This window comes from Psychrobacter sp. CoH-33_TS_01 (assembly GCF_058189395.1).
Window position 1 is genome coordinate 125,385 of record NZ_JBVGQI010000010.1, and the last position, 18,306, is coordinate 143,690.

The window sequence follows — 18,306 nt, forward strand, 5'->3', positions numbered from 1 at the left end:
AATACAGGCTAATGGCGATAAGTTACCTTGGCACTTACCACCCGTTAATAAACCACCCTATTTAGTCTTATTTAGTCTTAGCTTTCGGCGCAATAACTTCGCTGACATAGGTCGGTAAATCCCATGCGCCGCCGGGTTGAATACCGCGGCACATCCCCGTGCTCAGATCGCTGGTCTTAGTGAAAGTCTTGCCGGTCCAGACCCAATGCTGCGTGCCCCAACAGTCTCCTAACCCACGACCTTTATGTGAGGCGTAGATTTCTCCATCCCCATAATCTGATGAATCGGTAGTAATCAATTGCGGCTTTTCAGGGCGGTCATGATTGATGACCCAGACCCCCGCACCGAAGTTATAAGCGCCCGACCAACAATTATGACTGACCATCGTGTGCTTAGCATCCAATGGGGTTAAGCTCCAACCGGCATAGTTCTGCGCATAGTCATCATCAGAATTGAGCAAATAACAGCTGTCCTGTTCTTCTTCGCTTAGCGTTGTTCCAATCCAATTATTAAGATTGGCTTGCCAGTATTTTCTTTGTTGGACCGTGCTATTCGGGGGGTACTTTTGATTTTTAGGCGGCTGGCTCTGACCATTCTCTGCCAACTCATAAGTCGGATAAGAAGTCTTTGAATAAGGGCTCACCGCATAAATTTTCGGTACAGGTTTAGCCGCTTTAGGCGTTTGTCTAGTGGCAGATTTTTTAGCCACCAAAGCCATAGGTGTACCGACGCGTCCTTGCGCCTCATCTAATTTTAACAATATCGCGGCCATGCCTTTATCAGATACCAGCCAACTGTGGTCCCCAGACTGAAAACGTATACGGGTATCTTTTTGAGCATGACCAATTAAGGCTTGTGCTTGTGCCGCAGTGAGTTTCCCGAGCCGCTCTTTAGATAACTTGAGTTGACCATAGGACTTGTCATTTAGCCACAGCTCTACCCGATAGCCCGTCTTAGCCAGTTGTTTATCTACTAGCGCCTCCTGCTCCTCGTCTCCCCACTGGCTCAATTGCAGCTGTACCTCTGGCGTTTTGCTGCCCGCCGCTAGCGTGACTAGTAAGCTAGCATTGTGGGTATTGCCTTCTTTAGAGCTAAGATACTCATCACCATACCCTGCTGCTCGGCAAGTTAGGGTGTTATCGCAAACCAACTGCCAGTCATCTTTTTGAAAGCCTGACCCTGTGAAAGGCTCACCATAGGCTTCACTGGCATAGCTGGGCAACGACACTGTAGCCATAACCATTAATGTAGGTATTGTGGTTAATAGTTGTGCAGGCAATGCGGTCAGTGCCAACCATTTATTAGCAATAGACGGTTCACGCAATGAGAGGTTAGGTTTACGATAGGTAGAAGGCATGAGAACAGTCCTTGTTTTTATAGAAAATTCTTATAGGATTTTATTATAGATAGTTTTTATAGAAGGTTATATTTGCGCCTACTATCGAGGACAGCATAGTTATAAGAGAGGTTTTAAGTAGCTAGAATTTAGCAATTTTAGGGCTAGTATTAGCTGAGGGTAAATCAACTATAGCACTGCCTGATAACTTAGCAACTGCTTATTAGTTAACGATATTTAGTTAATGCTATTTATTTAATATCAAGGGCTTCACAATTCACCAAGCCATCTAATATAGTTGATTCGATTTAAAACCGATACAGTGCGACTGGGAGAAATTTTTTGCAGCCTTTGAAAGCCCTTGGCATACAACCAGCCATAAAAATTTTTACCAGTTGCACAGCCTATTATGACTCGAATTTATTTAAACTTACCTATAGATGTCCCCCTACCCTAAAATAAATGATGGTGAGTTAAGCCCAAAAACAGAAAAGGCGCCTTGCTTAAATAAACCGTAGTTCATTGCAGCAGGCGCCTAATCTTTTAACTTGGAAAAACTATGCTTTAGTAGCTATTAAAGTAGCGCGCATTGGGGCGGGATAGCCTTCCACCGTTTTACTTGGGTCGTTAGGATCTAAAAAGTCTGTGAGCGATTGATACGTCATCCACTCGGTAGCGCGTTGCTCCTCTATGCTAGTGATATCGATATCGACACAGCGTACGTCCGTAAAGCCAACCTTTTCTAGCCAGCCGGTCAATGCCGCAACTGACGGTAAGAAATACACATTATTCATCTGTGCATAGCGATTGTGTGGCACCAACACCGTATTGGCGTCGCCCTCCACCACTAAGGTCTCGAGCACCAATTGCCCGCCTTTAATCAGCTGCGTTTTGAGTTGCTGTAAATGCTCAAACGGCGACGGTCGGTGATACAGCACGCCCATACAGAATACCGTGTCAAACAACTGACTGTTCAGCTCGTTGCTATACGGCAGCGCCTCTAAACCTACGGGAATATAATGCGTACGGTTAGCATCTGCTGCGCCAACGAAATGGCGGATTGCCATAAACTGATGGTAAAACAAGCACGAAGGGTCCACGATAATCACTTGTTCAGCACCCGCTCCCGCCATACGCCAGCCGTGATAGCCCGAACCCCCGCCCACATCCAGGACGTGACGACCCTCAAGCGTACCAAGATGCGGAGCAATACGTTGCCACTTCCAATCGCTGTGCCATTCGGTATCGATAAAGACAGCGTGCTCACCTGTGCCAATTTGAAAGGGGCCTTTACGCCATGGCATTAGCTGACGCATAAGCGCGGTGATTTGCTTATTCTGCGATTCGGTTAAGTTGGCATGAACCGTTAAAGTATTAGCATTTAGGTCGACGCTATCGGCTGCGATTTCTGGCAAACGCTCTACCGCAGACAAATAAGTGGGCGCATGGGCATAACGTTTTTTATCTTTTACGTCGGCTAGCCAGCCGGGCAAAGCTGCCAGCCAATCGTTGATTAGAGGGCGCTGCGGTAAGCGCTCGAGTAAGGCTAAATATAGGGCACGCTCGGCATTAAAAATAGTTTGGTTAGTCATGTAAATTCGTTTACTTATTAGGTGAGTAGTTAACTGAGTAAGATATTTTTTAACCCAAAATTTGGAGCTATTCTTCCGACTGATATTGTGTCAGAGGGGCTTCTAATAAATCCCCTTGCCTTCTTTCAAGAGAGTTACGAAGGTCATCATATTTAAAACCTCCGTAATCATTTTTTTCATTTTTGAGTAGGATTTTCTTATTTTCAAACCAATTTAATGCCATCTTTGCATCATCAAGGATATCAGGATAGAACCTATCTATAACGGCTCTACTTGCATCGCTTGATAAGTTAGTGATGTCTAGGAGACACAAACCGTATTTTAAGGCTAGTTTCCTAAAAAAATCATACTCATCACAGTAGAGTTCATAGATCATCCAAATTGCATAACCACAATCATCACTTTTGTTAATAATGGACTGTAAGTAAGCTATTAACTGCTCTGTTTCAAATTTAGAGTCATCAATATAACAGTCAAACCTTTCATAAAAGTCTTTAAGGTTATACTCAAAGCTATAGTCAAAAGAAATTAATTCTAGATATAAATTAGGGTTTTCCCTTTCTAAGTTATTATTAGAATATAGCCATTGCTCAAACTGTTTGAGAGTTATTTTCTTGGTCAAAGTTTCATGCAGCTTCACTTCTAGATCTTGAGGGATTTCGCTCATACTTCTACTTAGTCAGTTTGCAATAAAATATTATAAGAGACTACCAGTTGACTGCCTCTTTGCTAAAAAAGATAGCACGGACATAGCTTTTAAAACATCATCCTTTAAAAGCCACAATAGAAGCAAAGTTAAGAAACTGAAACCAAGTTAGCGTACGGGCAAAGCCCACAGCATCTAAGCGCTCGTGATGCTGTGGCAAGGTGTCGGTCATCAGCACATTCTCTAGTGCATTGCGCTTGCCACTAATTTCTAGCTCACTATAGCCATTACTGCGCTTAAAATCGTAGTAGCGCTCGACCAACCAAGCATCATCCTGCTCATCGCCGGCATGGGTCTTTTCAGTCAATACCAAAACACCACCGTCATTTAGCGAGCTATAAATATTCTGTAGCACGGCAAGGCGATCTGCGGGCGGTAGGAATTGTAGGGTCAAATTCAGCACCACCATATCGCAAGGCTCAAGCTCAACCTCGCGGATATCGGCGGTAATCACTTCGATATCATGCTCAGGATAATTCTCAGTCAGCAAGGTTTTGGCTTTGTCCGTCATCGCTGGCGAGATATCTATCGCTTTAATTTGTAAGTCATCGGCTGCAAAGCCACCTGCTTCACTGACCAATGCCATACTGGCCCCACCCAATGAGCATCCCAAATCATAAATACGGCTAACCCTTTTGCCCGCCGCATTTTTTTGACCAAATTGACAATGGCGCTGGGCGAATATCGGTAACATCGCTAGCACTTGGCCATAGCCCGGCACACTGCGGCGAATCATATCGGGGAAGCAGGCGACGACTTGCTCATCGAATGAAAAACGGGCGGCACGGTCTAGCGGTGTGGTAAAAACATTATCAAATACGGGGGCTTGCGGGGCAGCAGACTGGCTCATAGGGGGACTCGATTTGCAGAGATAGACGAAGTAAGAAGAGACTTAAGAGTGTGGCTAAGAATATAATTAAGGGCTTAGCAAAACGCCATTATAACATTACTGTTTGTTACTTTTTTGCCCATGCTGCACTGCTAAGCTAAATGGCATAAACCAATAGCATACATTTTACGAAAGCTTTTACTCCTCACATAACTCTATACTTTTCAATAAATATTTTATAACCTCTGTGGCTAAAAATGCCTAGTTTAACAGGCAGCTTTTAGACCGCATCAGAGGCAACTCAATAAGGAAAATAACATGCAAACGATAATATTAGGTGGCGGCTGTTTTTGGTGTACTGAATCGGTATTTTTATCGGTGAAAGGTGTGCAATCAGTCACTTCCGGTTACACTGGTGGTGATGCGACCACAGCCAACTATAAGGCCGTGTGTGGCGGCAATACGGGCCATGTCGAGGTCATCAAAGTCGAATTTGACGAGTCTATTATTTCGCTAGAAATCATTTTAGATATCTTTTTTGCGACCCATAACCCCACCACTAAAGACCGCCAAGGTAATGATGTCGGTAGCCAATACCGCTCAGTAGTCTTTTATACCGATGAAGATCAGAAACCAACGATTGACCGTACTATTAACAAGTTACGTGATATGGGCTTGGATGTCGTGACAGAAATACATCCTATCGGTGAATTTTTTGACGCCGAAGAGTATCATCAAGATTACTTTAATAAAAACCCTGAGCAAGGCTATTGCCAGTTTTCTATCCCCCCAAAACTCGCAAAACTGCGCAAAGAGTTTAACGAGTATATGATAAGTTAATCCTAGCAAAGTGGTCTATGCGACTTACTGGTAGCAAAGGCTATGTTCATTAAAATTGCCGCTTTAGTCATTAACTAGAGCGGCAATTTTATGGGCTTAGCAAAACTTTAGCTAAGGTAGGCATTTGAGAATAGCTTGTAAGGTATTTATGGCTGGTTTTAATGTTTTATCCTTATGTTAAATGAGGCTTTTATTAACGCAGTACTAATGAATAGGTAGATGACAAAATGGATGCAACTTTTTGGCAAAACCGTTGGGCGAAAAAAAAGATTGGCTTTCATGAGCCGGTAGCCAACCCTAAATTAGTTAAGTACTTTGACACCTTACAGCTTACTAGTGGCAGTCGTATTTTCGTACCCTTATGCGGCATGACTTATGATATTGCTTGGTTGGCTGAGCAAGGGCTTGATGTGGTCGGGGCAGAATTGGTTGAGAGCGCCGTCGTAGGGCTATTTGACTCGTTTAACGTCGTGCCTACTGTTACCCAGCATCGCAATTTAACACTCTATCATGCCGAGTATTCCGGACGCACAATCGATGTCTGGGTTGGTAATATTTTCGATTTAACGGCTAGCGATTTAACAGCTAGCGGTATAGGTCAGGTTGACGCTATTTATGACCGTGCCGCGCTAGTGGCTTTACCTGATACCTCACCGGATTATCTGCGCTCACGCTATGCGCAGCAGCTGATCAATCTAACGAATGGAGCTCGCCAGCTGCTCGTTACTTTTGACTTTGATCAACAGCAACGTCCAGGACCACCGTTTGCCATTACCGTTGAGCAGTTGCAAACTTATTATGGTGAGCATTATGAGCTTGAGTCTTTGGAGAATGTTTATTTAGAGGCGGTATTGCGTGATGGTACGCCGGGGCGGAGTTTGGTTTGGCTTTTACGGGAGAAGTAAAAAGCTGCTAATAGATAAACTGACTTAGCATCCTCTTAAGTCAGTTTGTTTAAGATATATTTTAGCTCATGATACTTTGGGCTTTCCTTCATATCCTCTATTATAATCGTCAAAGTTTGTAGGTCTTGGATACCTATAGGTGGACCATAAGCCTGATTAGGGTCAAAAGTGAAACTTACTATATCTATTAAACCTCTCCGCTGATCGTTAATTTTGCGGTTGTTTAAGTTTAATATATCAATCGCCTGTTCTGCTCGCTCAGTATTCGAGACTAACTCTCCTGCGAGATTTAACTTTATTTCTTCATCGCATTCATCCATTAAAGGATGTAACGGTAATTCCTGATTGCCTTTAGCGTTATCACACTGTTTTGGTGTATCGCAACTTAAGAGTAAGTTCTCATAATCAAAACGCCTGTTAGGGTAGCCTTTGCGACTATAGAGATGCTCTAGATGAGTCGTTTTATATTTTATACTTTGACAACAATAGCAACATAGTTCGTGCTGCTCAGCCAATAGCTGCTCTCTTAGTGGCACTGTGGTTTCGTAAGGAATATCACCCCACTTTTTACTTTTATATTTTAAAAAAGCTTTTCTCGTTTGCTCAGGCATCTTGCCCGATTTATCAATTCGTTGCATGGTTAGCATTATCGCTGTTGACCAATTTAGCTTGCGCCAACATGAGGCGGCATTTCAGAAGCTCTAAGTTATCTGGAGGCAGTTGTTCAGATAAGTCATTTATTTTCTCTTCTGCTATTTGATACTCTCTTTTGCTTATCGCACGACGTATTTCGGTAAACTGCTTTTCTACTTCACTATCCCGAATATCGACATCCATAATTTTGGATAACACTGTATTCACGTCTTCACCATAAACGTTAGGCATTTGGGTTAACTCACCATCATCTAACGAATACAGCAAAATATCGTTGCGATCACTAATCACATGTGGTGAATGAGTGGTCAAGATAAATTGCACATTAGGAAAAGTAGTAACTAGTTTATCGATTAAATCATGCTGCCATTTAGGATGCAGGTGTAAGTCGACTTCATCAATCATCACTACGCCTTTAGACTCTAAAGGATTATCTAGACCAGGATTAAGAATCGCTAAGCGACGGGCGATATCACCGATTAAAGCGAGTAATGATTTTTCCCCTTGAGACAATTGGTTAATGTCTAACTCTTCACCGTCTTTTTCTACAATCATAGTAGGAGTATCTTTCCTGCTGATTCTAAGATTGTTAAAACCAGTAAACTTTTCAATTGACTGCTTTACCCCTAACAATTTTTTATCAGCTACTTTTATCCCATTTTTAAGTTCAAACCTGCCTTTCTCACGTAATACAGCTAGTTTTTTCACTCTCTCTGCCAATTCATTTCTATTAAATTTCTCCAAATTATCGTCAGATTTTTCCTTATAATTGTTTAATAAATTCAATGTAAGCTGGATAATCCGATCTGACTCTTCCATCTCCTTAACAGCCAACCTTTCTATTTTCCTACTATGCTCATTTTCAATATCTTCACATTCACGAAACCAGCTCAAAAATTCTGAAAAATCAATCCCACTTCCATTCAGACTCACGTAATATCCCTTAAATCTTTCAGACCGACCAGGTAAAAGGTCTGCACTTGCAAACCCTAAAACAGAACGTTCCGCAGGATAAAAAACTAATAACGGCAAGGAAAAACTATTATCATTCGTTAAATGATTTCTATATTTACTAACCACCGATTTTAATTCAGAAAAATTATTCTTAAATGAATTAATACGTCCATCACGCACAGCCGATATCTGCCATTGGCTATAGCTATTTGAATTAAAAAGACTGACATAATTATTATTCTCGAAGTCTACAGTTGTTTCTAAAGAAGCATCATTTTTATCATTTTTTATAAATTCATGATTGATACTACTTCCTTTTTCCTTGCCATTTTTCAGATAACTACTAAACCAACTCAAACTAGTCGCCAACGCTTGCAAAATCTGCGACTTACCCGCCCCATTATTCCCCACAATAACAGTCACATTACTCTGTCTCTCAGCTGTCGGTGCGAAGTCTATAGTTAGGTCTTCAAAGCGACCATAGTTCTGTAGATGTAACTTTTTGATCTTCATGATTTAACCTTCAATCGTTAAGGCATTTTACTGAGTATATAAATTAAGAATCCATAAAAGAACTTAAATACTTGTTATATACCTTCAATATTCGAGCTGGCAATATTTTATAATTTAGTATGACAGATATTAAGGCATAAGAATAATATCCCATTTTTATCCTGCAAACACCCCTCCCAATCTCCAAACCCTTACCTGAAAAACAACTTCCACCCTCATTAAAGCCCACCTTAACTGGAGAAGAGCTGCTTCCAAAATACCAGCTTAAGAAAAGTGGAGAATAGCCAGCATAATTAGCAATCCAGGGGGTAATAAGCCGCTATCTATCTACACTCTTGATTCAGCGTCATGTTATGGTAACCAAACTTGCCCATACCTTTTATTTAATCCGGTTATTGGGTACTCTAAACTTTAGCGACTTATAGCAAATTTTTAGACCCCTTGTTTTAGCAAGCTTATGTCTAGACCCCCTATTTTTGAGGACCTTTTCTCTATGAAAACTATCCATGCTTTTACTAGCCTTGCCGCTGCTATTGGCTTAACTTTTGCGGCCACCAGTGCCAGCGCTGCTAAGCCCGCTGACCCCGTCCTATCAAACGCCGAATTTCAACAGTGTCTTGATGGGCTAAAAAACTCTAGCCAATTCCGTAGTGTTGATGGCTTCACTTTTAATAACTATCGCCCCAGTGCGCCAGATCCTAGCGTGATTTCCTCTTTAAACTATCAGCCTGAGTTTCAAAAAGATGTTTGGGACTATTTGTCCTCACTAGTCGATAAAGAGCGTGTGGAAGACGGCATCCGTGCGCGCCGTCAATGGGCCGATACCCTACGTCAGATTGAAGCCCGTTATGGGGTCAAGCCTGAGCACGTGCTAGGGGTTTGGGGGGTCGAGTCTAACTTTGGTCAAACGCTAGGTAAAAAACCCCTGTTTGAATCATTAGCCACCTTGTCTTGCTTTGACCGTCGTCAGTCTTACTTCCGCGGCGAATATGCCAACGCCTTAAAAATTGTCGCCAACGGTGACATTGCTGCTAGCGATATGACCGGCTCATGGGCAGGTGCTTTCGGACAGACTCAGTTTATGCCGAGCACCTTTTTAGAGTTGGCGGTGGATTTTGATGGCGATGGCCGTCGTGACTTGGTCAATAGTGTGCCTGATGCGCTAGCTTCAACCGCCAACTTCTTGGCAAAACGTGGCTACCGCTCGGGAGAGCCGTGGGGCTATGAAGTCAAAAAGCCAGACGGTTTTTGGGGCAGCAGCAACCGTAAAGATAAAAAATCGATGAGCTACTGGCGCGATAAAGGCTTTACCTTAGCGAATGGCAGCCCTCTACCCTACGACCTAGATAGCGCCGGCTTATTATTGCCTGCTGGCGCCGATGGGCCAGCCTTCTTAGTGGGCAAAAACTTCGATACTTTCTACTCGTATAATGCTTCAGAGAACTATGCGCTAGCTATCGCCCACCTGTCTGATTTAATCAGCCGTCAAGACAGCAGCAAGACCGACTTTATTACCGCTTGGCCTACCGATGATCCAGGCATCAGCCGTCAGCAAGCCAAAGACATTCAACAAGCCCTATTGAACAATGGTTACGATATTGGCGCAGTCGATGGCATTATTGGTGACAATACGCGCTTAGCGATTCAGCAGTATCAAAGCAGCCGTGGTGTCTATCCAGCAGACGGCCGTGCGGGTCAGAAGTTCTATAACTTAATTGCGGGCAACAACAATGGCGCAGCCGCCCAACCGGGCCGCACTACTTGGCAAAACCCAAGCAGCCAACCTGCTCAGACCAGCCAGCCTGGCCGAGTGATTCGTAGTACGGACAGCATGAGTCAGTTAATCGAATCTAAGCAAGGTTATCGTAAGGTGCAGGGCGCTGATGGCGTGATTCGTATGGTGCGTGTAGATGATGGCGCGCAATAACAGCTAGTTAGCCTCTTTTATTTACTCTAGTTTGTCTCAGCAAAAAGCCACACACCCTTTAGGATGTGTGGCTTTTTTTCGACTAATCTTTTTCGCCTGAAATTTTTAGGCTCAGCTTTACTAGTTAACCCTCAATTTAGTGGGTCACTTTAATGGGCAGCACTACCCTCTCAATAATATTAAGCGCTTTGATAATAAGGCCAGACCGCTATCGCACCACTATTTCAAAAAATGGGTTATTATCGAGTAAAATATAAGGTGCGTAATAGTTCCGTAATGCTAACTTACTAATATTTTTCATTTACTTAAGGTAACCGTTACTCTAAGCTATAGCGAATTTTTAAACTATTGCCTATTAATCTATATCTAAGCTCATATATTGCTGTGGCTCTAAGGCCATTTTGAGGATCGTGAAGCCATGAGACCTATTCAAGTCAGCGCTAGCCTAGCAGCTGCCCTCAGTTTCTCTTTAACTGCGACGATGGCTATGGCGGCAAAACCTGCTGACCCTATATTGTCTACTGCCAAATTTCAGCAGTGTTTAGACAGTCTCAAAAATACCAGCCAATTTAGCAATGTCACCGGTACTTTTACCACTTATCGCCCTACTGCACCCGACCCTTCTGTGATCTCCTCTCTAAACTATCAGCCTGAATTTCAAAAGGATGTCTGGGACTATTTGGCGTCGCTAGTCGATAAAGAGCGCGTCGATGAGGGTATTCGCGTGAGACAACAATGGGCTGATACTCTCACTCAGATTGAAGCCCGTTACGGGGTCAAGCCCGAGCATGTGCTAGGCGTTTGGGGAGTGGAGTCTAACTTTGGTCAGACCTTGGGTAAAAAATCGCTATTTGACTCTTTAGCCACTTTGTCTTGCTTTGACCGTCGGCAGACTTATTTCCGCAGTGAATATGCCAATGCGTTAAAGATTGTGCAAAAGGGCGATATTGCTCCCCATGATATGACCGGGTCTTGGGCCGGCGCTTTTGGCCAAACCCAGTTTATGCCCAGTACTTTTTTAGAGTTGGCCGTTGATTTTGATGGGGATGGTCGCCGTGACTTAGTCAATAGCGTGCCTGACGCTCTCGCCTCCACAGCAAGCTTTTTGGCAAAGCGTGGCTACCATAGCGGTGAAGCCTGGGGTTATGAAGTCAAAAAGCCCGCTGGTTTTACAGGTACGAGCAACCGTAAAGACAAGAAAGCATTGAGCCACTGGCGCGATAAAGGCTTTACCTTGGCCACGGGGGAGCCTTTGCCGAATGATATTAGCAGCGCTGCGCTGTTAATGCCGGCTGGTAGCGACGGCCCAGCTTTCTTAGTAGGGAAGAATTTTGACGCCTTTTATTCTTACAATGCGTCAGAAAACTATGCCTTAGCCATTGCTCATTTATCCGACCTAATCAGCCGCAAAGACAGTAGCAAAACTGACTTTATCACAGCTTGGCCTACTGATGATCCGGGCATCAGCCGCCAGCAATCAAAGGTAATTCAACAAGCTATGCTCAACGCAGGCTACGATATTGGCGAGGTCGATGGCATTATTGGCGACAATACTCGCTTAGCAATCCAACAGTACCAAATGAAACTGGGGATATCGCCTGCCGATGGCCGCGCCGGTCAAAAGTTTTATAACTTAGTCAGTCAAAATCCGGCATTGATGCAACCTTTGCCAACTACTACTAATCAGTCGAATGACTCTGATTCTGCCGCCGTCTTGCAAGCTGTATTAGCTGAAGAGGATGTGGATGACGAGCATTTTAATGGTACGAAAACAGCGCCTATAAAATCAGCTGCTGAACACTCTGCTTGGTTAGGACCCTTAAGCCGTAACCAAGTCATAGTGGGCTTAGCTATCTTGAGCCTATTATTTGCCGGTTGCCTCTGGCTAATGCTGCGCAATAAACAAGCCCGCAATAGACGCCCTTATACCAAACGCTAACGCAGACACATTACAACAGTTCTATCAAAAATCATGGTATAAAAAGCGCTATCAAAAAAGGCAATACATAAAAAACCACCGCATAAAAAAGCCACACAACGTAATAGCTGCGTGGCTTTTGCCTATTTAGGGCCCGTTACAATACTAACGGTGAAATAAGCGGTTGCTAACTTAAGACTAGGTTTGAAACTCGACTGTTCTTTAAACGAGACTGGGCTTTAAACAAATGGTGGTGGGTTGGCATCACCATTTTTGCCATTCCAGTTTTCACGAGCTTTTTCATCGAGATCAGCCTCGGTTTTTGATTCCCATTTGCCGTTCTCTTGCCAAGTCTTATCGCCCCAATCCGCTTCTTTATCCTCGTCATCCCACTTGTCGTAACTTTTGCTAGGATCAATACCACGGCGTTTCATATCCGCCACTTGCTCTTCTAAGGTATGAAACTGCTCAGCTTCATGCATGGTTTGTTCCAACTCATCTATTTCATGCTTTAACGCTTCACTTTTTGGGCTGCTCATGACGAACTCCTTAATTTAATAACGGTAACACTAGGTCAATATTTAAAGAATAACTGTTTTTTTGATAGCTTATAGTGAAACAAATCTTGCTCAGAGACTCAAAGGTAAATTTGTAAGAATAGTAATAGGTTCTTAGCTAAAACCGAGCAGGTATATAATAAAAATGGGGCCGTTATTGGACTTCGCCAGAGCCCATACGCAATGCCTAATGTTAGGGCTCAGACACCACGCCTAAGTTAGAGAGCTGCTTTTTTTTCAGCAATTCTTTAGCTTCTGCGGTCACTTCCCACATCTCACGGAACTGGCGCATACTGGTAGGCAGCATAGTAATTAAATTTGCATAGATTAAGGTCTTTTGCACTTTTTCTAAGTCGCTAGCTATGACTTGGCAGCGCGATACAGCATGCACCTGCGGCATACTGTCCTTAATACCTTGCTCAGCCGTCTGCGACACAATATTATTTAAACAACGGTGCAAACTGTAACGACTAAAGGGCATAGGCGTGTTCACTAGTGCCTCTAATATATTGAACCAACGCACATAAGCCACCATTTTTACTTCGCTCAGATTGCCCTCAGCATAAGCATGGGCCGTATATTGCAGCGTAATACTTTTATCTAAATCTATATCTATCGGCGCACTGGTCTGCTGTATAGGCGCGGAGGCTACTGTAGTCGGACTGTCCTCGCTACGATTGGGTAGCGCTGACGTTTTGGTCTTAGTGGGAACATTGAGTTCCTCATCATCATTATCGCTGTCGTTATCGTTATCGCTGTCACTAGCGTGCTGCCATCCTAAGCTAGGATAGTTCATTTTGAGATCAGCATAAGCTTTGGCCAGTAAAGCCGACAAGTCTGTTTGCTCATCGAAATAACGAGTATAGGTAATATGCTGAGCTATTAAAGTAATAAAGTCATGCAATTTTTGCGGTAGTGGCGTCGACTCTGGCTGCACCTTCATCAGGGCCAAAATAGGCTTTTTCTTAGTTTTGGCATAAACGTAGCTGAGGTGCATTTGACTGACGCCGGTATTATTAAGCTCACCATAACTGTCCGTGATTAATAAAATTAGATAGTCACATTGCTCGATACAGCGGTGGCTATAACTGGGCGCTTGGGGATGGCGGCTGAGTAAATCATAGGTCAAAAAAGCTTGTCGGTTAAAAAATAGCGCTAGCTTATCTAGTAGCTCAGGCGCAGCATCTGCCGTACAAGAGACGTGAATGTGATGGCGACGATTTAACACGATGACCTCTAGCCTGTAGTAGGATTTTAAGAAACATAAGGAATAGCACTCCCTGTTACTGAGCCTCATTATGCCTCAAGAACAGTCGTGAACTAGAGCTATTTGCCATCAGATTCTACCACGAGAAAAGACCAAAAACCCCAAATCATGGGGTAAAAGGTTGAAATAGGAGCTTGTTTGGAATGGGCTGGCGGTTTAAGGGAGGATAAACGGTATTTATTCTCCCCTAAATTTCAATTAGGCAGGGTTTTTGATTAGGCAGTCGTCTTCATTCAATAGCTCTATAGGATGCTGTACCAAGGCTGTCACCAACTCTCCAAGCGCCTTATTATATTGACTGGCATAGAACTTCAGATTAGGCGCCGTCTTTAGCGGACTATAGGCAGTAGGTTTAGGCGCGGCTGACTGCCCTATTGCTAACAGTTGCTGGACCCGCGCAGCAATAGCAGCACCCGAATCTACTATAGTGATATGCAAGTTTTCACGCGCAATCTGGTCTTCAAGTAGCGGTTTAAAAAAGGGGTAATGGGTACAGCCTAAGACTAAGTAGTCGACGCCCAGTTGATGAAAATGCCGCATTTTCTCGCTGAGACTCAGCGCCGTTTTATCTTGCAGCGGCATCCCCGCCTCTATCCACGGGACCAATTGCGGGTCAAAGCATTTGGTCACCGTTGTACTCGCCGGTTCAGCAATCTCCGCAATCACTTGATTCAGCAGTTTCCCATTGAGAGTCGCTTGCGTAGCCAACACTGCCACATGCTTACTTTGACTCGCTAACACCGCAGGCTTAAGCGCCGGCACCAAACCCACGATAGGCACATCAGGATATAGGGCTCGCACGGCCTCTAAAGCATGGGCCGAGGCACTGTTGCAAGCGATCACAATGAGCTTGCAGCCTTGGCTATACAGCCACTCTACAGCCTGCAAAGTAAAGCGATAAATTTCCTCGCTACTGCGCGTCCCATAGGGGACATTGAGCGTATCAGCATAATAAATATACTGCTCATTCGGCAACTGCTGGGCTAAATGCAAATAGACGGACAACCCGCCGACGCCTGAATCAAACAGACCGATGGGTGCCACTGACGAGGCAATTGGACTAGGGCTCACAACGGACACACGGGCAAAATCCTTCTAAATAAATCATGGTAGCGAAAGCAAATATAATAACGAAAGCCCTGCCGACACGCTGGTCGAGGGCAGTGCGAGTTGATGTCATAACATAGCGTAGGCAGCAGCGCTTTAAGCGGCAGGGTCAGTAGGCACCGCTACTGTATAACTGTCACCACCACTGTACAGCGTCAAAACAGTCTCGCCAGCTTGCTCTGACAACTCACCCAATTCAGTCAAATGATAAAAAGCATTGCGCCCAATCAACGCCGTCAGGTTATTTCTAACCGTCATATAGGGACGAACTTGCGGCTGAGCGGCTGGGGTTGCGGCAGTTCCTATGCTTTTAGAGTCTAGGCTTGTAGAGTCTGCATTTTCAGAATCTGCATTTTCAGAATCGGTAGCGCTGACAGCTACGGGTTGATACTCTTGTAGCGTAATAGCATGGTCTTTATCAAGGCGCACCACATCGCCAGTCGTCGTGGTAAATTCCAACCAATTAACGCCCTCTTCCACTACGACACCCACATCATTGATTAATAATGGCGCATCTTCAACGCGGATACGCAGCATTTGGACAGGTGTTTTTAGATAAAACTCGGCGGCACCCGCACTATTTTTCTCTGTCCAAAGAATACTGGCAAACAAGCTTACCAATGACTGCCTAGTCATCAGGGTGCCTTCATGCCACCACTCGCCATTCGCCTTAATGACGATATCGATATCCTCTATATTGGTAGGATGCCACTTCTCTAATGGAGGAATAGCGCGGCCTTCACGGGTACCTGCTTGGGCTTTTAAATACTGACTTAAACCATCCAAAGACTTTAAACCATTGTTTTCTTTATCATTATTTTCACTACTAACGGATGAATCGCTCATAACTTTGGTCCTATCAATGAGGAATGGCAGTAGGCTATTTATTCGCACAACCGAGATTTAAGTCTTAGTTACTAGCTATTTAGGCGCTCACTAAGACGATTATAAAGCAGCTGTAATGAACAATAGACTGATATAAATACCGTTGATGGCAATTACCATAGCACTGTTATTGACAAAATCGTATCGTGTTTGTAGGACTTTTCTTTTATAATGAGTAACGTTTTTTTTCGCCGTAGTTTTTATCACCCTGACAGTAGCGACTTATCTTTAAAACAACCGTCTTTTAGATAAATATCTTTAGGATAACTCGCCTGCAGCAGTGCATTTGTCAGCATCGTCCTAGTAGTGGTTGAGCCTCTTTGCGCTATTATACTCGCAACAACAGCTCAATTATCCGCTACAATGCCGCGATAATGTACAAATTAGCTCGGCTTAGTGCGCCTCCTTTGGCAGCCATCAGATAAGCCACCAAAAGTTTAGGAGTCTTTATGCAAGAGCAAGATACCAACGAGTCGGTCAACAAGACCCCCGCAGTCGATACTCCTGTGGAGACCTCGCAGGCAGTAGATACCGTGGCACTAGACGAGACGGTGGCAACAGAAACCCCTGTAATAGTGCCTGAGTCTGAAGAAGTTACTACCGCAGTAGAAGCGGCTGTAGAGCCAGTGCAAGAGCCTGAGCCTGAAGTCGAACGTGAATCTATGGAATTCGATGTCATCATTGTCGGCGGTGGTCCTTCTGGACTGGCTGCAGCCATTCGTTTGCGTCAATTAGCTATCGCTGCCGGCCAAGACGAGTTCATGGTCTGTGTCGTCGAAAAAGGCTCTGAGTTCGGTGCCCATACGCTATCAGGTGCGGTCATCGAAACCCGCGCTTTAGATGAGCTGATCCCTGATTGGAAAGAAAAAGGCGCCCCGCTGAACGTCCCTGCAGTAGAAGATAGAGTGTACTACTTAAATTCAGCGACCCGCTCGATGAAGGTTCCTGATTCACTCGTCCCTGCCCCTATGCATAATGACGGCAACTATATTGTCTCATTAGGCAACGTCGTGCGCTGGATGGCAGAGCAAGCCGAAGAGCTAGAGGTCATGATGTTCCCAGGCTTCCCAGCTTCTGACATCCTGTACAACAGCGATGGCTCTGTCAAAGGAGTGTTGACCGGTGATATGGGCGTAGCAGAAGATGGTTCAGAAAAGTCTAGCTATGAGCCAGGCTATGAGCTACTTGCTAAATATACTATCTTTGCCGAAGGTTGCCGTGGTCATTTAGGCAAGCGCCTAATCAGCCGCTTTGCTCTAGATAAAGATGCCGATGCTCAGCATTATGGTATTGGACTAAAAGAGCTGTGGGAAGTAGACCCTGCTAAGCATGAGCAAGGTGTAGTCATGCACGGCCTAGGTTGGCCGTTGACTGAAACCGGCTCTACCGGTGGTTGGTGGTTATATCAAGACGAAAATAACCAAGTCAGCTTTGGCCTCGTGGTCGATTTGTCTTACCACAACCCTTATGTCTCGCCATTTGATGAGATGCAGCGTCTTAAGACCCACCCGGTCATTAAAGCGGTCCTAGAAGGCGGTAAGCGTTTGTCTTACGGCGCCCGTGCTTTGGTAAAAGGTGGTTTAAACTCGCTACCGAAATTCACTTTCCCAGGCGGCGTCTTGGTAGGTGATGATGCAGGTTTCTTAAACCCTGCAAAGATTAAAGGCACGCACACTTCTATGAAGTCGGGCATGCTGGCTGCAGAAGCTATTTTTGCTGCTGTACAAGCCGGTCGTGAGCATGACGAAGTGGGGGAATATGCGACCAGTTATAAAAACTCTTGGTTGTATGAAGACAACTATGAATCGCGTAACTTCTCGCCAGCCATTCACCGTATGGGCCTCTTTATGGGCGGCGCGTTTACCTTTATCGAGCATAACCTGCTTGGCGGTAAAATGCCTTTGACGCTGCATGATAACCAACCTGACTTTGATCAGTTAGAGCGTGCCGCGCATGCCTATCAGCCAGAATATCCAAAACCAGACGGTAAGCTGACCTTTGATAAGTTATCTTCGGTATTCGTCTCGAATACCAACCATGCAGAGAATCAGCCTTGCCATCTAAAGCTAACTGATCCTACCGTGCCTATTCAAATCAACTTGCCACTTTATGCTGAGCCGGCGCGTCTCTATTGCCCAGCTGGCGTTTATGAAGTGGTACGAGATGCTGAAGGCGCGAAGTTTGTGATTAACGCGCAAAACTGTGTGCATTGTAAAACTTGTGATATCAAAGACCCTGCCCAGAACATCACTTGGGTATCGCCAGAAGGCGGCGGTGGTCCAAACTATCCTAATATGTAACAGCTGCTGTTAACTG

15 protein-coding genes are annotated in these 18,306 nt (G+C 44.5%); 5 read left to right on the forward strand and 10 right to left on the reverse strand.

Annotation, left to right across the window (positions count from 1 at the left end):
- Positions 1–67 precede the first annotated feature (67 nt).
- The 4 genes from ACZ2XM_RS13755 to cmoA form a co-directional block, all read right to left on the reverse strand.
- Positions 68–1,357, reverse strand: coding sequence for a DUF1176 domain-containing protein (locus tag ACZ2XM_RS13755; protein WP_490589587.1), 1,290 nt, complete (start codon positions 1,355–1,357; stop codon positions 68–70).
- 536 nt (positions 1,358–1,893) lie between these two features.
- A complete protein-coding gene (gene cmoB, locus ACZ2XM_RS13760; protein WP_490589586.1) occupies positions 1,894–2,928 on the reverse strand; it encodes a tRNA 5-methoxyuridine(34)/uridine 5-oxyacetic acid(34) synthase CmoB in 1,035 nt (344 codons plus the stop codon).
- Positions 2,929–2,995: 67 nt separating this feature from the next.
- The gene (locus ACZ2XM_RS13765; protein ID WP_490589585.1) at positions 2,996–3,595 is read right to left on the reverse strand and encodes a hypothetical protein; all 600 of its coding nucleotides are present in this window, start codon (positions 3,593–3,595) and stop codon (positions 2,996–2,998) included.
- A gap of 97 nt (positions 3,596–3,692) precedes the next feature.
- On the reverse strand, positions 3,693–4,484 hold the full coding sequence (cmoA, locus tag ACZ2XM_RS13770; RefSeq protein ID WP_490589584.1) for a carboxy-S-adenosyl-L-methionine synthase CmoA: 792 nt from the start codon (positions 4,482–4,484) through the stop codon (positions 3,693–3,695).
- 297 nt (positions 4,485–4,781) lie between these two features.
- Here cmoA and msrA point away from each other — a divergent pair, with 297 nt between their 5' ends.
- Together msrA and ACZ2XM_RS13780 are read left to right on the forward strand one after the other, a co-directional pair.
- Positions 4,782–5,303, forward strand: a complete 522-nt coding sequence (msrA, locus tag ACZ2XM_RS13775) for a peptide-methionine (S)-S-oxide reductase MsrA (protein WP_490589583.1) — start codon at positions 4,782–4,784, stop codon at positions 5,301–5,303.
- 227 nt (positions 5,304–5,530) lie between these two features.
- A complete protein-coding gene (locus tag ACZ2XM_RS13780) occupies positions 5,531–6,208 on the forward strand; it encodes a class I SAM-dependent methyltransferase (RefSeq protein ID WP_490589582.1) in 678 nt (225 codons plus the stop codon).
- A 35-nt stretch (positions 6,209–6,243) separates the two neighbouring features.
- Here the strand turns inward: ACZ2XM_RS13780 and ACZ2XM_RS13785 are convergent, their stop codons facing one another.
- Complete coding sequence (locus ACZ2XM_RS13785) at positions 6,244–6,846, reverse strand: retron system putative HNH endonuclease (RefSeq protein ID WP_490589581.1); 603 nt, start codon at positions 6,844–6,846, stop codon at positions 6,244–6,246.
- Positions 6,833–8,329, reverse strand: a complete 1,497-nt coding sequence (locus tag ACZ2XM_RS13790; RefSeq protein ID WP_490589580.1) for an AAA family ATPase — start codon at positions 8,327–8,329, stop codon at positions 6,833–6,835. Before ACZ2XM_RS13790 ends, ACZ2XM_RS13785 begins: the two co-directional genes overlap by 14 nt.
- Before the next feature lie 493 nt (positions 8,330–8,822).
- Here ACZ2XM_RS13790 and ACZ2XM_RS13795 point away from each other — a divergent pair, with 493 nt between their 5' ends.
- Both ACZ2XM_RS13795 and ACZ2XM_RS13800 read left to right on the forward strand, forming a co-directional pair.
- Complete coding sequence (locus ACZ2XM_RS13795) at positions 8,823–10,256, forward strand: lytic murein transglycosylase (RefSeq protein WP_490589579.1); 1,434 nt, start codon at positions 8,823–8,825, stop codon at positions 10,254–10,256.
- 418 nt (positions 10,257–10,674) lie between these two features.
- Entirely contained in the window at positions 10,675–12,195 is a 1,521-nt protein-coding gene (locus tag ACZ2XM_RS13800; RefSeq protein WP_490589578.1) for a lytic murein transglycosylase, read from the forward strand.
- Between the two features lie 218 nt (positions 12,196–12,413).
- Here ACZ2XM_RS13800 and ACZ2XM_RS13805 read toward each other — a convergent pair whose 3' ends face one another.
- The 4 genes from ACZ2XM_RS13805 to ACZ2XM_RS13820 all read right to left on the reverse strand — a co-directional run bounded on the left by ACZ2XM_RS13805 (position 12,414) and on the right by ACZ2XM_RS13820 (position 15,951).
- Positions 12,414–12,713, reverse strand: coding sequence for a hypothetical protein (locus tag ACZ2XM_RS13805; protein ID WP_490589577.1), 300 nt, complete (start codon positions 12,711–12,713; stop codon positions 12,414–12,416).
- A gap of 211 nt (positions 12,714–12,924) precedes the next feature.
- Positions 12,925–13,959 (reverse strand): DUF4062 domain-containing protein, encoded by a 1,035-nt coding sequence (locus ACZ2XM_RS13810; RefSeq protein WP_490589576.1) that lies wholly within the window; start codon positions 13,957–13,959, stop codon positions 12,925–12,927.
- A 237-nt stretch (positions 13,960–14,196) separates the two neighbouring features.
- Positions 14,197–15,078, reverse strand: a complete 882-nt coding sequence (gene murI, locus ACZ2XM_RS13815) for a glutamate racemase (RefSeq protein WP_490589575.1) — start codon at positions 15,076–15,078, stop codon at positions 14,197–14,199.
- A 123-nt stretch (positions 15,079–15,201) separates the two neighbouring features.
- Positions 15,202–15,951: a DUF1285 domain-containing protein gene (locus ACZ2XM_RS13820; protein WP_490589574.1), complete on the reverse strand. Its 750-nt coding sequence runs from the start codon at positions 15,949–15,951 to the stop codon at positions 15,202–15,204.
- Positions 15,952–16,652: 701 nt separating this feature from the next.
- Between ACZ2XM_RS13820 and ACZ2XM_RS13825 the strand changes: the two genes are divergently transcribed.
- The gene (locus ACZ2XM_RS13825) at positions 16,653–18,290 is read left to right on the forward strand and encodes an electron transfer flavoprotein-ubiquinone oxidoreductase (protein WP_490589655.1); all 1,638 of its coding nucleotides are present in this window, start codon (positions 16,653–16,655) and stop codon (positions 18,288–18,290) included.
- The last annotated feature ends 16 nt before the right edge of the window (positions 18,291–18,306 follow it).

Excerpts from the sequence above, each read along its gene's own strand:
- ACZ2XM_RS13795 (WP_490589579.1), top strand. The coding sequence starts at position 8,823 with ATGAAAACTATCCATGCTTTTACTAGCCTTGCCGCTGCTATTGGCTTA.
- ACZ2XM_RS13805 (WP_490589577.1), bottom strand. The coding sequence starts at position 12,713 with ATGAGCAGCCCAAAAAGTGAAGCGTTAAAGCATGAAATAGATGAGTTG.
- ACZ2XM_RS13790 (WP_490589580.1), bottom strand. The coding sequence starts at position 8,329 with ATGAAGATCAAAAAGTTACATCTACAGAACTATGGTCGCTTTGAAGAC.
- ACZ2XM_RS13755 (WP_490589587.1), bottom strand. The coding sequence starts at position 1,357 with ATGCCTTCTACCTATCGTAAACCTAACCTCTCATTGCGTGAACCGTCT.
- ACZ2XM_RS13780 (WP_490589582.1), top strand. The coding sequence starts at position 5,531 with ATGGATGCAACTTTTTGGCAAAACCGTTGGGCGAAAAAAAAGATTGGC.
- ACZ2XM_RS13765 (WP_490589585.1), bottom strand. The coding sequence starts at position 3,595 with ATGAGCGAAATCCCTCAAGATCTAGAAGTGAAGCTGCATGAAACTTTG.
- ACZ2XM_RS13820 (WP_490589574.1), bottom strand. The coding sequence starts at position 15,951 with ATGAGCGATTCATCCGTTAGTAGTGAAAATAATGATAAAGAAAACAAT.
- cmoB (WP_490589586.1), bottom strand. The coding sequence starts at position 2,928 with ATGACTAACCAAACTATTTTTAATGCCGAGCGTGCCCTATATTTAGCC.
- ACZ2XM_RS13785 (WP_490589581.1), bottom strand. The coding sequence starts at position 6,846 with ATGCAACGAATTGATAAATCGGGCAAGATGCCTGAGCAAACGAGAAAA.
- ACZ2XM_RS13800 (WP_490589578.1), top strand. The coding sequence starts at position 10,675 with ATGAGACCTATTCAAGTCAGCGCTAGCCTAGCAGCTGCCCTCAGTTTC.
- cmoA (WP_490589584.1), bottom strand. The coding sequence starts at position 4,484 with ATGAGCCAGTCTGCTGCCCCGCAAGCCCCCGTATTTGATAATGTTTTT.
- ACZ2XM_RS13825 (WP_490589655.1), top strand. The coding sequence starts at position 16,653 with ATGGAATTCGATGTCATCATTGTCGGCGGTGGTCCTTCTGGACTGGCT.
- msrA (WP_490589583.1), top strand. The coding sequence starts at position 4,782 with ATGCAAACGATAATATTAGGTGGCGGCTGTTTTTGGTGTACTGAATCG.